The 15975-nt window shown below is 36.4% G+C and carries 14 protein-coding genes; 3 read left to right on the forward strand and 11 right to left on the reverse strand.

Annotation, left to right across the window (positions count from 1 at the left end):
* The first annotated feature begins 30 nt into the window (after positions 1-30).
* The 3 genes from MUN88_RS19450 to MUN88_RS19460 all read left to right on the forward strand — a co-directional run bounded on the left by MUN88_RS19450 (position 31) and on the right by MUN88_RS19460 (position 2830).
* Entirely contained in the window at positions 31-606 is a 576-nt protein-coding gene (locus MUN88_RS19450) for an anthranilate synthase component II (RefSeq protein ID WP_244718363.1), read from the forward strand.
* Positions 603-2330, forward strand: a complete 1728-nt coding sequence (pabB, locus tag MUN88_RS19455) for an aminodeoxychorismate synthase component I (RefSeq protein WP_244718365.1) — start codon at positions 603-605, stop codon at positions 2328-2330. The genes MUN88_RS19450 and pabB overlap by 4 nt, the downstream gene beginning before the upstream one ends.
* Positions 2331-2401: 71 nt before the next feature.
* Positions 2402-2830: a BrxA/BrxB family bacilliredoxin gene (locus MUN88_RS19460; protein WP_244718367.1), complete on the forward strand. Its 429-nt coding sequence runs from the start codon at positions 2402-2404 to the stop codon at positions 2828-2830.
* A 778-nt stretch (positions 2831-3608) separates the two neighbouring features.
* Here MUN88_RS19460 and MUN88_RS21740 read toward each other — a convergent pair.
* The 11 genes from MUN88_RS21740 to MUN88_RS19515 form a co-directional block, all read right to left on the reverse strand.
* Complete coding sequence (locus MUN88_RS21740; protein ID WP_305852481.1) at positions 3609-4853, reverse strand: C40 family peptidase; 1245 nt, start codon at positions 4851-4853, stop codon at positions 3609-3611.
* Positions 4854-5614: 761 nt separating this feature from the next.
* Positions 5615-6247: a YesL family protein gene (locus MUN88_RS19470; protein WP_244718369.1), complete on the reverse strand. Its 633-nt coding sequence runs from the start codon at positions 6245-6247 to the stop codon at positions 5615-5617.
* 166 nt (positions 6248-6413) lie between these two features.
* A complete protein-coding gene (locus MUN88_RS19475; protein WP_244718371.1) occupies positions 6414-7253 on the reverse strand; it encodes a carbohydrate ABC transporter permease in 840 nt (279 codons plus the stop codon).
* 3 nt (positions 7254-7256) lie between these two features.
* On the reverse strand, positions 7257-8153 hold the full coding sequence (locus MUN88_RS19480) for a carbohydrate ABC transporter permease (RefSeq protein WP_244718374.1): 897 nt from the start codon (positions 8151-8153) through the stop codon (positions 7257-7259).
* A gap of 87 nt (positions 8154-8240) precedes the next feature.
* Positions 8241-9575, reverse strand: coding sequence for an extracellular solute-binding protein (locus MUN88_RS19485; protein WP_244718377.1), 1335 nt, complete (start codon positions 9573-9575; stop codon positions 8241-8243).
* Between the two features lie 142 nt (positions 9576-9717).
* Entirely contained in the window at positions 9718-11247 is a 1530-nt protein-coding gene (locus tag MUN88_RS19490) for a response regulator (protein ID WP_244718380.1), read from the reverse strand.
* Positions 11222-13003 carry a cache domain-containing sensor histidine kinase gene (locus MUN88_RS19495; protein ID WP_244718383.1) on the reverse strand — a complete coding sequence of 594 codons (1782 nt, stop codon included), beginning with the start codon at positions 13001-13003 and terminating at the stop codon, positions 11222-11224. Before MUN88_RS19495 ends, MUN88_RS19490 begins: the two co-directional genes overlap by 26 nt.
* A 260-nt stretch (positions 13004-13263) precedes the next feature.
* A complete protein-coding gene (gene cls, locus MUN88_RS19500; RefSeq protein ID WP_244718386.1) occupies positions 13264-14718 on the reverse strand; it encodes a cardiolipin synthase in 1455 nt (484 codons plus the stop codon).
* A 57-nt stretch (positions 14719-14775) separates the two neighbouring features.
* Positions 14776-15024 carry a hypothetical protein gene (locus tag MUN88_RS19505; protein WP_244718389.1) on the reverse strand — a complete coding sequence of 83 codons (249 nt, stop codon included), beginning with the start codon at positions 15022-15024 and terminating at the stop codon, positions 14776-14778.
* Positions 15025-15039: 15 nt separating this feature from the next.
* Positions 15040-15237 (reverse strand): hypothetical protein, encoded by a 198-nt coding sequence (locus MUN88_RS19510; RefSeq protein WP_244718392.1) that lies wholly within the window; start codon positions 15235-15237, stop codon positions 15040-15042.
* Between the two features lie 308 nt (positions 15238-15545).
* Positions 15546-15932, reverse strand: coding sequence for an FAD-dependent oxidoreductase (locus tag MUN88_RS19515; protein WP_244718396.1), 387 nt, complete (start codon positions 15930-15932; stop codon positions 15546-15548).
* Positions 15933-15975 lie beyond the last annotated feature (43 nt).

Below are 15975 nucleotides of genomic sequence, written 5' to 3' on the forward strand. Positions count from 1 at the left end.
TGGTATATTGATATAGAAAGGAAGAAATCTTTGATTGTTATTATCGATAATTATGATTCATTTACATATAACCTTGCACAATATTACCGGCAACTAACGGATACAGTACGTGTCATTAGAGTCAATGAAGTCACGATCGAACAACTTGCACAAATGAAACCTAGCCTGATCGTTATTTCACCTGGTCCTGGTGCACCAGAAAATCAACCCGTTTGCTTCGATATTCTGGATCACTTTCATCCTACTACACCGATATTTGGTGTGTGTTTAGGAATGCAAATGATGGTACATTATTTTGATGGAAAGGTGAGCAAAGCGACTGCACCCATGCACGGCAAGACTTCTGTGATAAGCCATACTGGTACTGGTGTTTTCGAAGGGGTTCCTAACCAGATTCGTGTGACCAGATATCATTCATTAGTTACCCACTACATTCCTGAACAGTTTGACATTACTGCACTAACAAGTTCGAATGAAATTATGGGTATCAAACATCATCATTTTCAAGTGGAAGGTATTCAATTTCACCCTGAGGCTATTTTAACGGAATATGGTTTTGACATGATCCGGAATAGTTTCAATCAAGCAATGGAGAGATATACATGACACAGCCATTATTGCAATTCAATTTTGATCATGATGTCCAACAATTTATCGATCCTGTCCAGATTTGGAAAACAGATAATATCCATCAAATACATCGTATTTTCCAAGAAATAGAAGCCTATTTGAATAACGGCTATTATATTGCAGGATTTGTCTCATATGAAGCAGCACCAGCTTTTGATCCAGCTTATGAAGTAAATACAGATCACAAATTACCGCTTGTCTGGTTTGCTGCTTATGACAAGATGGTAAACGATCAAGAAATAGTCGCTGAACAATCATTACAATATTTGTCTGATTGGCATAATACAACGGACTTCCAACAGTATCACAAGCATATCAACCAAATTAAAAACGCGATTGCTGAAGGCAACACCTATCAAGTTAATTACACAACACGACTCGAAGCAACCTTCAATGGCTCTGCTTATCACTATTATCAGCAGTTACTGGCTAATCAACACGCTTCCTACAGCGCATTTCTAGACATTGGTTCGCAACAGATCCTTTCTGTTTCCCCTGAGTTATTTTTTGCTGTGGAAAATGGCGTGATTACAACAAAACCGATGAAAGGAACAATAAAACGAGGAAAAACCTTTGAAGAGGATCAACATTTAAAAAAAGCATTAAGACATTCCAAGAAGGATCAGGCTGAAAATGTAATGATTGTTGATTTATTGCGAAATGATCTTGGAAGAATAGCTAAGCCAGGAACGGTTCAAGTCAAAAGCTTATTTGACATAGAAACATATCCTACTGTTCACCAAATGACTTCGACCATCACAGCAGAACTGGAAACCGAAACAATTTTTGAGTGGTTTCGAGCATTATTTCCTTGCGGTTCCATAACAGGCGCTCCTAAAGTAGAAACAATGAAATATATTGCAACACTGGAAAATACACCTCGAGAAGTATATTGTGGAGCGATTGGCTGGATTAGTCCTGATCGTTCTGCTACATTTAATGTCCCAATTCGGACTGTTATTATCAACGAAGGCAAAGCAACATATGGAACCGGTGGCGGAATTACTTGGGACTCATCAAGTAAAGGTGAATATCAAGAACTACAGCACAAAGCGGAAATACTAAAACAAAAACGCGAAGAAATTTCATTAATAGAGTCCCTATTATTAGAAAATGGGGAATTCCCTTTATTAGAGGAACATATGTCAAGGCTTGCTAATTCAGCTCAGTATTTTGGTTTTTCTTTTTCTGAAAACAACGTGCGCACTAAATTACTGGCTTTAGCAGCTGAATATCAGTCTGATACCTACAAGGTCAGACTTCTGTATCACCGTAATGGTGAAATCAAGATAAACAGTCAAGTGATTGCCACTGTTCAGCAACCAGTTTCCGCTATAATTGCGCCGTTTCCAGTTAATAAAGACGAGATTTATTTGTATCATAAGACAACAAGAAGAACGACATATGACAGCATTTCTGAACATCAGCCTGCAAACGCATTTACCTCATTACTTTGGAATAAAGATCGTTATGTAACAGAATTTACGATTGGAAATGTTGTGATCGAGAAAAATGGAGAATTTTTCACCCCCCCTGTTTCGGACGGATTATTGCCAGGTACTTTCCGTCAGCGCTTACTACAGGAAAATAGAATAAAAGAGAAGTCCATCTTAGTTGATGATTTAGGCGACTATGATCAGGTCTGGTTCATCAATAGCGTCAGAGGCTGGTTAAAAGTAACTATTTCTGATCCTTTTTAAAACAAATAGGTCGTAGAATGATGCGAGATTTGTTAAAATCAAATTAGTCATGTTTTAGAGGAGGTAAACGAATGAACGCTTATGAACAATATATGAGAGAAATTGCGCAACCTATGCGTGATGAACTAACGAACGCTGGCTTTAAAGAACTCGTTACACCAGACGAAGTCGATGAATTTATGGATACTAATACAGATTCAGCCCTTATCGTCGTTAATTCTGTGTGTGGATGTGCTGCAGGATTAGCAAGACCAGCAGCCATTGAATCACTTCAAGGAGAAACAAAACCATCCCAATTGGTGACAGTTTTTGCTGGTCAGGATCGTGATGCAACAGCAAAAATGCGGGATTATTTCAAGGATGTGGAACCCTCTTCACCTTCAATGGCCCTTGTTAAAGATGGTCAATTAAAGCACTTCATCCCTCGTGAACAAATTGAAGGCTATGAAGTAGAAGACATCGTTTCTCAACTGACAGATGCCTATGCAAAACATTGCTAATAACATCTACAAAGCCGAGTAGCCATACTGCTCGGCTTTTTTATTATGCTGTAAATATAAAGTGTGAAACAACTATACATATAATAAGGCTTTCTACGTCCTTATAAAATAACAGCTTGTAATCGCTCAGTATTCTAAAACTTATAATTGCTTCGAAAAAGAAGAATACCTCTTTATATCGTATTGTCATTCATACCTTTTTGATCCACGATCATTCGTTTACTAAAAAGATAGGAAAGATCAGGCTTAAAAGCGTCCGATCCTTGCTTTGTATATATTAAAGTTACCTATAATACGGATTATGTAAAGTGGAACTATAATACAAAGTGGTAATTTTGAAATGTTTTAGATGCTTAGCAAAGCTCTGGAAATATGCTCCGCGAACTGTGGGGCATATTTCCGGAGCTTAAAGGAAGTGCTACAACGCATGAAATAGCTAAAAGCAGTGGTGCTAAGCATTATGTTTTTGAAAGTAAAACTGATAATATAGATGGACACTTCAGTTTACCAGTCAATATACAACCTCATGACTCAATTGTTGAGCCTAAATACTAGCGTAGACCAACCACGTAGACTCCCACGGAGTGGTTGACCGAAGCGGAATACTACCACATTTTCTATTTCAAAATGATTCCAACTCTAGCATTACATAATCTGTATTATAAGAATTGTCACTTCTTCTTGAGCATGAATCTGCCATTCGCCTTTAAGAATATACTTCTATACTTTCTTTAAGCACAAAAAAAGCAAGTGAGCATGGACTCACTTGCTTTTTTATTTATTGTGCAACACGACGTACATAACCAGAGAAAGTAGATTTCCAGTAACCACTGCTCATACTCTCAATTGCAACACCAGATGAACTTTGAGATCCGATAAATTTATTGTTTCCTAAATAAATTCCAACATGACCGTTTGTTTTGTATGTGTTAAAAAATACTAAGTCGCCTGGCTGCATGTTACTTGAAGATACTCTTTCTCCAACCGAAGATAATGCAGATGTACTTGCAGGAATACTTATTCCAGCCTGGCGGAATGCCCAGCTTACGAATCCAGAGCAATCAAAACGACCATTTGCAACATCATATGCAGTTCTGCCTCCACCGAAAACATAAACGGAATTACCGATATATTTATTACCTGCTGTCATAGCAGTCTGAAGTGCACCGCTCCCTGCTGATACAGGTTTAGATGATTCACTTGCATACTGGTCAATCACATTTTTGCTGGAGCTGCTTGATGATGACGATTGACTACTGCTAGTTGAAGCGGCTTGCTGTGCTTCTGCTTCTTCTAATGCTTTTTGTTTTTTTGCTAGTAACTCATCTTCAATTTTTAAATCATCAAGAATATCGCTATTTTCTTCTTCTTTTTGTTGTAATTCTGATTTTAAATCTTCATTTTGTTCTTTTTGTGCAACAATCTGTTGTTGCATTTCTTCATACTTTGCCTTCATGTCTTCTAATTCTTGCAATTTTTCATCATGTTCTGCTTTTTCTTTTTCGATCTCTAATTTATCTTGCTCCTGGCTTTCTAACAGGTTTTGATCTGCTTGAGTAATCTTATGTACTAGTGTAGCTCGGTCAATAAGATCCAGAAAACTTTTGGCACCAAAAATCACTTGTAGATAGCTTGAAGAACCGCCGTTTTCCTGTAAAGATGCAATTCTTTCTTTTAAAATTTCATTACGCTGATCGATCTTTTCCTGGATGGTATCAATATTAGACTCTAAATCTTGTACTTCCGACTCTACATTGTCCATCTCTTTTTCCGTTTCTTTAATCACTTTTTCATTGTCTTCAATCGCTTCATCAAACCGAGCGATTTGTTCATTTAAATCAATCAATTCTGTTTTAATTTCTTGAATCTCTTGCTCTTTCTGATCAATATCAGATTGTACTTCCGAACGCTGTGACGAAATCTCTTCCTTTGTTTCTGCACTTACCGATTGAGCAAAAAACAGGCTGGAGACAACTGTTAAGACAACAACTGAATCTTTCACTAAGACTTTCATTTCTCTCATGAGACTCCCCTACTTTCCACAAAATTAGTTATCATTATTTCTTTGTATTTATGTACTATTCGTGTTTTGTATTGTATGTAATCTTGTATTCTATCTTTAGAACCAGACTCATTGTAACACATGTAGATTGCAGTCATATTATATGAATATTACAATTGTGTTTCAAAACTATCAGTTATTATGTTATTTTGTGTAGAAATCAAGGATAATTCTACCATTACAAGCACCAAAATATGCCAATGAATATGCTTACATCCACATTACTCCTGTTACAATTCTATTCATGTTACACTTCAACATGTCGAAATATAGTAGGACAAGCATAGGATATAATAGGAAATCGGCAGCAGATCATCAAAAAGTTGAATAGAACTAATAACATTGCAAAATGTTGAAAAGCAAGGATATATTTACAACAAAAGACCCTGAAATTGGATCACCATTCTATTAAATCCTGATCATAATAGTGTTTTAATAGTATTATAGTGCGAACATTATCGATTTGTGTAGGCTTTTCTCCTTAGACAAGCAAATATCAACAGATGCGGATAGAATATTCGAGTGAATCTCCGGTGTCACTTTAACTAAAAATCGCTTCAGAACTTGATAGCAAAACCTTAAAAACATCAAATTCTCCCGATCCTAACTAACTTGAGTATCTTCAGAATGATTTCTTCTGAGATTCGCTTTTGAGTGTGATTAAATGCTAAAAAAACACCACCAAATAATAATGATTCATTACCATTTGGTGGTGTTGCTTTTTATTCTTCTGCTAATGCACTGTCGTCATAAGTTACCTTCTTTTCCTGGATTTTTTCAAAAGCTTTTTGAGCAGGTAGCATGACCGCAAGCGAAATCAGACTCATGCTGAAGAATAGCGCCCATCCTTGGAAATGCCATAATATAAACGTAATGCCAAATACCCCTAGCATCATGATTAAAGTCTTTAACGGATTTAAGATCATGATAAAAAAGGCACTTTTTACCACTTCTAAGAGTCGCATCTTGTAGTGTACATATACCGGGAACACATACAAAAAGGTTAATCCCGCGAGAATGCTGACAAACAAAAACGGCACTGTCAGTATCATAACAAAATCATTTGGTGCCAACGTGATGAATACAAAATCCAAATATAATACATAAGCGATTGCAGCAAAGATATAACCTAATATATTTGCCTGCACAAACGATGCTCGAAAAGACTGCCAGAACGTTTTAAAAAGAGGAATATCAGTATAGCCGGTTATCCATTTTCTCGTGACAGCAAAAACAGCAGCTGTTGCTGGAAAAAGTCCTGCAACAAATAAACCCAATATGGTAAATCCAATCCATAATACATTCAAATATGCCATTTTGCTTATCCATTCAAAAGCTTTATTTAACGCGTTCATACTAATATCCTCCTTCTATGCTCGATATATTAGAATAACTCGGTATTCGCCTAGTCTTTTAGTTAGTGCCGTAGTTTCTCTTATACTTGGTACACTCTGAATTTTCACTACGTCGTGCTTCATCATTGCTAAAATTTTATGCTTTCCTAACGCGCAAAGAAAGGTGTTACCCTTTCAAACCACTTGTACTGATTCCTTCGACAACGTAGCGTTGGAAAATAAAGAAGATGACAAAGACCGGTATTAATGACACGACGGACATGGCAAACATGGCGCCCCAATTCGATACGGTTTCGTTACTTAAAAACATATTTAACGCCATTGAAACAGTATATTTTGATGGACTGTTCAAATATAATACTGGTCCAAGTAAGTTATCCCACGTCCAATAGAACGTAAATATTGCAGTAGTTGCTAAAGCTGGCACAATTAAAGGTAAGATAATTCTTCTGTATATGCCAAACGTATTACATCCATCAATAATCGCTGCTTCATCTAATTCACGTGGTATTGTACGGATAAATTGCACCAGTAAGAAAATAAAGAACGGATGTCCAAAAAAGGCAGGAACGACTAACGGTTTTAATGAATTCAACCATTCTAACTTTGCAAAGATAATGTATTGCGGTATCATTACTACTTCATATGGAAGCATTAATGTCATGATCATTATCGCAAACCAGAATCCACGCCCCGCAAACTTCAATCGCGCAAACCCAAATGCTATCAACGAACAGGAGATTAAGTGACCAATTAATACTAATGCGACAAACACTGCTGTATTCGTAATAAATGTGCCAAATCCATAATCACCAAACCCTTCCCAACCTTGACCATAATTGCTTAATACAAATGGATCCGGTAAAAGCGAATCAGCCGTTACGAAAATGCGTTCACTTTTTTTGAAAGAACTCATTACAAGCCAGGCAACAGGATATAATAACAGGATGGCAAAGCCACCGACGATGACATGATATATTAGTTTTTTTATGTGTTTTGGTTTCATCGATTATTTGCCCCCTTCTGATTCATAGTGCACCCAGAATCTGGATGTCATAAAAATAATAGAAGTTAATATCGCAATAATCAACAGCATTACCCATGCCATTGCGGAAGCATATCCCATATGGAAAAACTCAAAACCTTGCTTAAATAGATACAACGAGTAAAGAAGCGTTCCGTCCAGTGGTCCACCAGTACCTTTTGAAATAATAAAGGCAGGAACAAATGTCATAAATGCTCCAATCGTTTGCATAACCGCATTGAACAAAATGACAGGACTGAGCATTGGAATCGTAATGCTAAAGAACTTCTGAAAGAAACTGGCGCCGTCTACACTGGCCGCTTCATAATAACTTTGCGGTATCGATTTTAAGCCGGCTAAGAAAATTAACATCGAAGAACCAAATTGCCAAATGGACAGGAAAATAAGCATCCATAATGCAGCAGTCGGATCCCCAAACCACCTGACAGGATCAATTCCCATCGACATCAGCGCAATGTTGACAACACCATCATCACCAAAGATGTTACGCCACATAATCGCAACTGCAACACTTCCTCCAATTAAAGAAGGTAAATAATATAATGTGCGATATAAGCCGACTGCTCTTGAAGCCGTATTCAATAACATCGCAACGATTAACGCAAATAGTAATCGTAAAGGCACACCAGCAAAAACATAAATAAATGTAATCTTTAATGAGTGTAAATACCTTGGATCAGCAGTGAACATCTCTTTAAAGTTCTGTAACCCAACCCAACGTGGAGAGTTAAATAAATCGTAAGAAGTAAATGAAAAGTAAAAAGAAGCAACAATAGGAATAATAGTAAATGCAAGGAATCCAATAACAAAAGGGCCAATAAATAGATATCCCCAAAGGTTTTGCTTCATATTTGTCTGCATTTTGTAAAGCTCCCTTCTATTATCAACGATGGTTGGAAAAACAATAGCTGACCTCTTCTGGATCAGCTACTGTCCTTCACAACTTGATTAATTGCCTAAAATACTTTCAGCTTGTGTTCTGAATTGTGTGGCTGCATCCTCTGGTGAAATTTCACCATATGCAATTTGCTCTTGCAGTCCATCAATTAATTCGATAACTTCACCTGCTCCAGCTGGATCTGGAGCACCCATTGCAGTACTGTTTTCTTCTGCCCATGCAACATATTCAAAGACTTTTGCCTGTGCTTCAGAAACTTCACTTAATAAAGCATCTTTTACTTCTGATGAAACTGGCACACCACGGTCACCTAGAATTAATTTATTTGCTTCTACATCATTGATAAAGAAGTTAATAAAATCAGCTGCTGCTTCTTTTTGCTCTGAGTTCTCAGACACGGAGAAGAACATACTAGGTTTTAAGAACAACCCTTGGTCTACATTCGGACCTGGTGTAGGAGCAAATTCAAAGCTAGACTCTGAAATATCTTCTAATCCTACAAACTGGTTAGACCATTGGAAGATACCTACTCCTTCTCCTTTGACGACTGGATCATCTTCCGGACCTGCTAATTGTGCTAAGAAATCAGGTGTTGGTGTTGCTCCTGATTCCACTTGTTCCTGGACCATTTTAAAGAAGTCTACAAATAATTGATCATCTTCATATCCTAAACCGCTTCCATCTTCAGCGTATAAGCGTTTCCCATTCTGACGTAAATAATAATTAAAGAATACATCTGCTTTCAAGCCGTTATCGAAATAATAGCCTGCATCTACCGCTTTCTGAGAAATTTCTTGATATTCTTCCCAAGTCCACTCTTCAGGGAATTCATCATATCCTAATTCAGACATTATTTCTGGGTTATAATGAAAACTTAAAGCATTTACACCAAGGTTAAAACCATAAACACCATCGCCGACTTTTCCGCCGTCAATTGCATTTTGTGAAATATTAGTATCATCAATGTTACTTCCAATAAAAGGTGATAAATCCGCTAATTGATTATTTTCTGCATATTGTGAAAGATAAGATAAGTCCATTTGCACGATGTCAGGTAATTCGTTTGCTGCTGCTTGTGGTGCTAATTTTTGCCAATAATCATCCCAACTTGCATATTCTGGTTCGATTGTGACGTTGGGATGTTGCTCCTCATACAATTTAATTACTTCTAATGTATAATCATGTCGTGGTTGTGAACCCCACCAAGCAATTCGTAATGTTACTTCTTCATCCCCAGACTCGGCACCTTCAGAGTCTCCATTGTCTGCAGTTTCTTCAGATGCATTATCGTCACCGGAAGTTTCTTCATTTCCACCGTCGCCGCTACATGCCGCAAGCCATAAAATCATCATCATTCCTAACAGTACTAACAAAGATTTCTTCATTTCTTACCCTCCCCTTTTTAATAACGCTGTAAGCGATTACACTTATATATTATCAAAAGATTTGAAGAAATAGGATCTAATTATCAGTGCTAAATGTTCAAAAATCAGTGTTAAACCATTAAATAGCAGAGAATTCTTTCACTTAACCTGATTTAATCCGCTCTGATGGAGAATACCCTTTCATTTTTTTAAAGATTTGGCTGAAATATTGCGGGTTATTGCCGAAGCCTAATCTTTCTGCTAATTCAAATACTTTAATGTCCCCTTCTATCTCAATAATTTCAATCGCTTTATTTATCCTGGTATTGGTAAGAAACGCAGAGAAACCTTTTCCTGTTTCCTTCTTAAAGGTTTTGCCGAGATAATCAGCATTCATAAACAAACGGTGATTCGCTATCCATTGTAGTGAAAGTTCTGGATTAGCAATTTCCTCTTCGATAAATCCGAGCATCTGTTTAACTGTTTTAGAATATTTACTTTCTTGGCTGGACATCTGAATTAATCGATCATATAACTGTCCAAAAAATACCGTAAAATCGGTTACATGATGATAATCCTCCATTTCGCTTATTACTTGGATATGATCCTCTGTCGATCGATGACTTAAGCGTTGAACGATGAATAAATAGATTTGAATAAAATATCCTCTAGCTCTTTTTGGCAAGACATAATGTTCTCTTAATTCTTCTTCTAATTGTTGGAAATAAGCTATCATTTCTGGCTTTTTGCCTTCTCTCATACAATTCAAAATTTTCTCGAATGAAAAATCAATACTCTGTACAGTTCTGTTAAGGTAAGGATACCAACGCTTATGATCAATAAATTGCTGTTTTGTCCGATAGAACACTTGAAAATTCATTTCCTCTAAACTTGGAATACCTTGTATATTATGACGGCTAAATGCTCCTGTTGTAACTGTTGTATGAGTAAAATGGTGGAGCATTTCCTCATCTTGTAAAAATTGCTTTAGGTGATCACAGTCGTTAGAACGCATCAGTAACATGATTTTATTATCTATAATGTTTGCAAGAACTGATTCGTGTAGGAAAGTACTTTTTATCGAATGTTTTAACGAGACTAATTGATCATAGGCCACCTTTTCTTTCATATAAATCATTGCAAATAAGCAAGATTCTCCTTTATAAAGTTCCTCCATGATTGATTTCAGCTTCGTTACCGCATTTAAGTTTTGTTGTGGATGAGTAAATAACTGCTTTAGTGCTTCCTCGTATTCATTTATCATTATTTTTGCATTTTCTTCTTCCATTTCTTTCACATATGCTGAGGACTGTTCTTCTTGTTGTTTTTCTTGAACAACATCTGCTAGTGCTTCGGCAATATTATCCTCGTTACATGGTTTTAGTAAATAATGTTTCACTCCAAATCGCATCGCTTGTCTGGCATACTCAAATTCATTATAGCCTGAGATGAAAATCCATTTGATCTCGGGATATTCCATTTGTGCTTTTTTGACTAATTGCAGACCATCTAAACCAGGCATTGTAATATCAGTAATCACAATATCCGGCTGATTTTTGGTAATGAAATCGTAGGCTTCCAGGCCATTTATAGCTTTTCCGATTAATTGTGTCTGGTATTTGTTCCAATCGACAATCGTTGATATACCATCTAAGATCATCCGTTCATCATCTACTAATAACACTTTGTACATTTTCTTTCATATCCCCCTTCGGCAAAATAATGGAGACCTCTGTTCCTTTCCCCAATGTACTCTCTATATATAAGCCATATGCATCTCCAAACAGGAGTTGAACTCTTTCATTTATATTGCGAAGACCTATACCAGTCCCTTTGGATCGATAATTTCCCTCCTTGATCTGATCGACATATGACGGAGACATCCCTGGTCCATTATCTATTAACTTAATGACTAAGTTTTGTTCTACATAAACTATTGATAAATGAATGCTGCAAACTCCAACCATCTCCTGTAATCCATAGCGAATGGCATTTTCAATGATTGGTTGAATGATAAATTTTGGCACTTGAACGTCTAACAATGCATCCGGGATTTCTTTAGTAAATAATAATCTGTCTTCAAATCTGTGTTTTTGAATCGTTAAATAATGGTCAACAACTGATATTTCTTCTCGTAAAGAAATCAAGTCATCTTTCATATTTATTGAAGCTCTCAATATATAACCTAACGATTCTGCCATCTGAGAGATCTTTTTTTCACCAACGACCTTGGCAGACCAGTTAATCGAATCAAGCGTATTATATAAAAAATGTGGATTAACTTGTGCCTGAAGCGTTTTAAATTCAGATTCCTTTATCAATAATTGCTTTTTATAATTCTCTCCGATTAAATAATTAATCTGATTCATCATAGTTTTGAAATTTTCATGCATTTGACCTGCTTCATCTCTATTTAAATTCTGATCAAATCCGACATCATAATAATCAAGGTCGCCTGTTTGTACTTTTTTCATTTTCTGATTTAAACTTTCGATTGGATTAACGATCGTTCCGGTAAATTTACTTCCCAAAAAGATCATAATAATAAAGAGAATAAGATACGTTATAAATACAGCAGTTCGTGCATTATTGATGACAGAAAACAGATTACTGTATGGCGTTACTATCATATACGTCCAATCAAGATGACTAGCTTCAGCATATGTCAAAAAGTACTTCTCGCCATCCATATCGATAATTTGATAACCTGATCTCCCTTCATTGAAATCAGTTGGCTTTATGGAAGCTATATCATCCTCGTTTGTAAAGATTTGATTTCCATTATTATCATATATTAAGAAGGATGTTTCTTGATCTTTAAGATTATTGGTTAAATCAGCCATAATCCCTTCAATGTCTACTCGAACAGCAACTGATCCAAGTCTGGTAAATGAAAAATCCACAAAATCTCGTAAATCCCTAACTGCCATAATCGTTTTATCATTCTCTGAAGGTGATACCCAGTTCACACCACCTTCTTTTTCCGCTGCCAATCGTTTCAGCCTGTCTAACCGGTCTTTTGAAAGGGTTACCGGGGCCGTTCCACTTGCATACTCCTTGTCTGCGGTATCATACACCTGGATTGACTTTACATACTTATTTAAGCTGCCAATATTCAATACACGCTGACGTAAATTCATCCCAATGATGAACTGATTATAGCTGTTATCTGTTTCTTTTATTTCTTTTAAATACGATTGCACATACACATCGGTTGAAATCTGATAAGACAATCGTTCCATTTTTTTTAATTCTGCCTCCACTGAATTTGCTGATACTTGTAAGGATTGTGCTGATTGAAGATATATTTCTTTGTTATATAAATGAAATGCATATTGAAGGATCGATAGTCCGCCGATACTAAACGCTAGTAAAACAAGAGAAGTTAATATGACCATTTTGTATTTTAAGCGCAAATCAAGATAATATTGTACTATTTTTTTTATCATAATCACCATCCTGTGATACCGTTTTCATTTTTTCTTAATTATATGGATATTACCATCGATCGTCAATTTAGAATCGGGAATACTTAAGAGGATGGATCATCGGCATTGATTAATATATTTTATAACGTTTTACTAGTACAATTATTCGGAAGTAATATCAGTTAAAAACTTTCCGTCCCATGAAACATTGCTTCATTAACCAATTTTAAGCAAAAGCATTTGATCAACAAATACTTTTGCTATTTATGAAATTTCCTAGGCTATAATATTGGTGACAACAGCCTTGAAATCCCTTCTTTTATTTTAATAATAGTGGACCTTTTCTTATACCGCTCTATCGTTATCTCTGAACAGTAATTGCGATCTTCTTGAAACATATCATATAGCTGCTGAGCTATTTCTTTTTGATATACAATGGCATTCACTTCAAAATTCAGCCGGAAACTTCTGGAATCAATATTCATCGTTCCGACAGACGCTACCTCCCCGTCTACCACGATTGTTTTAGCATGGAGAAAACCTTTCTCATACAGTAAAATCTTCGCACCATAATCCAACAGTTCTGCAGCATGTGCCCATGTTGCCCAGTATACGAAAATATGATCTGGTTTATTTGGAATCATAATTTGCAGATCTACTCCAGCTAGAAGTGCCATCTTGCAAGCGTCCATAAAACTGTTATCTGGAATGAAATAAGGAGTTTGAATGAGTACTGTTTCCTTTGCCCCTTGAATCAATTTCATATACATAATTTTTAAATGCTCCGTTCTGGAATTAGGGCCACTGGAAACGATCTGCAATGGGATATCACCTGCAGGTTCAGCCTGATTAAACAAAAAGTGATCAGAGAAACCTTTTTTATGTTTTCCCGCCTGACGCCAATCAAGAAAAAACCTGACTTGAATATCGTTCACCGCGTGACCAGTGATACGCAAGTGTGTATCACGCCAATATCCAAATTTTTTGTTATGACCAAGGTACTCATCACCAACATTAAATCCCCCTATGTAAGCGACTTCCCCATCAATAATGCATAATTTACGATGGTTGCGATTGTTAATGCGGAAATTGATAGGTCTGATAATAGAAGGAAAAAAGACCTCTACCTCTCCACCAACCGATCTCAAAGATTGAAAGAAATGAGGTGAAATTTTTTTCGAACCAATTTCATCGTACAATAACCTAATTTTCACACCGTTCTTCGCTTTCTCCGTTAATATATCTCGTAATTTTTTTCCTAGGGAGTCAGTTTGAATAATATAATATTGAATGTTTATTTCTTTCTTAGCTTTGTTTATATCATGAAACAATGCATCGAATTTTGCTTGTCCATCATGATAGATCTGTATATCATTATCAGTAGTTATTAGAGAATTGGAAGAACGTAAATTCATTTGAATTAAAGCTGCATATTTCTGAAAATAGAATGAGCTGTTTTGCTTTTTTTCTTCAATCATACGAAATTGCTGATCTACTTCGGATTGCAGAAAATGTTTCTCCTCTGCAGTCAGATGGTAGAAATTTTTCTGTTGTACCTTCCGACCGAAAAATATATAGATCACAAATCCTGCTATCGGGATAAATAAAAGGACAAGCAGCCAGGCCCATGTGTAGCCTATATCTCTTCTTTCAAAGAACAATACACCTGCAGATAAAATGATATTAAAAACGGTAATGATGGAAACAACGAGTGCGATAATACTACTGGTATCCATGATTATCTCCTTTACTTGTTACATATGGCATTCAATGTTGACTTTTATAAAGCATCTTTATTTTGGAATACGAGCACTGTTCATGTTCACAAATTTTCTGATTACAGGAAGAACACTGAGTCGCATCGTAATATCTCGTAATAGAATTCTAAGACGAGTATCAGGAAGGAAATAGTTTGCAAATTTTCTCCCTGATGCTTGTGTTTTACGGATTTGTGTTTTTAGATTCTGTTCATATTTTATTAATGCTTGCCTTATATCGTTGCTCTTCTGCAGATTTTCAGCTAACACATAACCTCCTGTCATCGCCAGCGAAGCACCTTACCCTGCTACTAATGAAACAGCTTGACACGCATCACCTACGAGGACAACTCTATTTTGGCTCCAGTGAGTCATATCTACTTGTGAAATCTCATCAAAATAAAAGTCAGAGGCAGCATCAAGATTTTCTAGCAATTCAGGGACGATCCAGCCCGTGTGCTGAAATGTAGTCTTTAATTCCTGCTTTGCATCATCCATTGACAAACGCTCCGGCTTCTTGTTAGCCCGATACAGAAAGCCGCTAAACGATCACCTCTGATAGGATATACAGAAGCTTGTAAATCCGGAGCATACAACGAGTATAAAGCATCTGTTTAGTCATGAAATCTACTTGAATCGTCTAGAATATAAGAAGCCGTATAAAACCCCAAATGTTTAATATATTTCCGATGTTCACCAAACACCATAGAACGAACTTGAGAGCCAATCCCATCAGCACCCACTAACAGATCCGAGGTCTCGACCTTTCCATTGCTAAGTGTTACATGAACTTTATCATTATCTTGCTATACTTTATTTATCGTTGTACCAAATTGAAATGTTACTCTGTCTTTTATCAGATGATATAATACCTGTTCCAAGTCCCCTCTCATAAAGTTAAAATGACGGTTATCAAATAATTCTCTTAATGACGGATAAGACAGGCTAAATTTTATCTTTCCTTCCTTATTTAAAAAGGTCAACCCTGATATGGGATAATGAATCTGTCTTAGTTGACCAATTATCCCCATTTTCTCCGTAACATCATAACCTGGTCCAAAAAAGTCCAACATATACCCTTTCGTTCTTAATTCATTGGATTTTTCGATTATATAAACCGAATTACCATTCTTTTGGAGCCAATAGGCTAAGGTTAAGCCCGCTATACCTCCACCTGCAATCATTACTTTCATGAAATATCCCCTCTTCTTCCCCAACATCAAAAAAAGGGCTGTT

The sequence above is a fragment of the Gracilibacillus caseinilyticus genome (assembly GCF_022919115.1).
GTDB classification, from domain to species: domain Bacteria; phylum Bacillota; class Bacilli; order Bacillales; family Amphibacillaceae; genus Gracilibacillus; species Gracilibacillus caseinilyticus.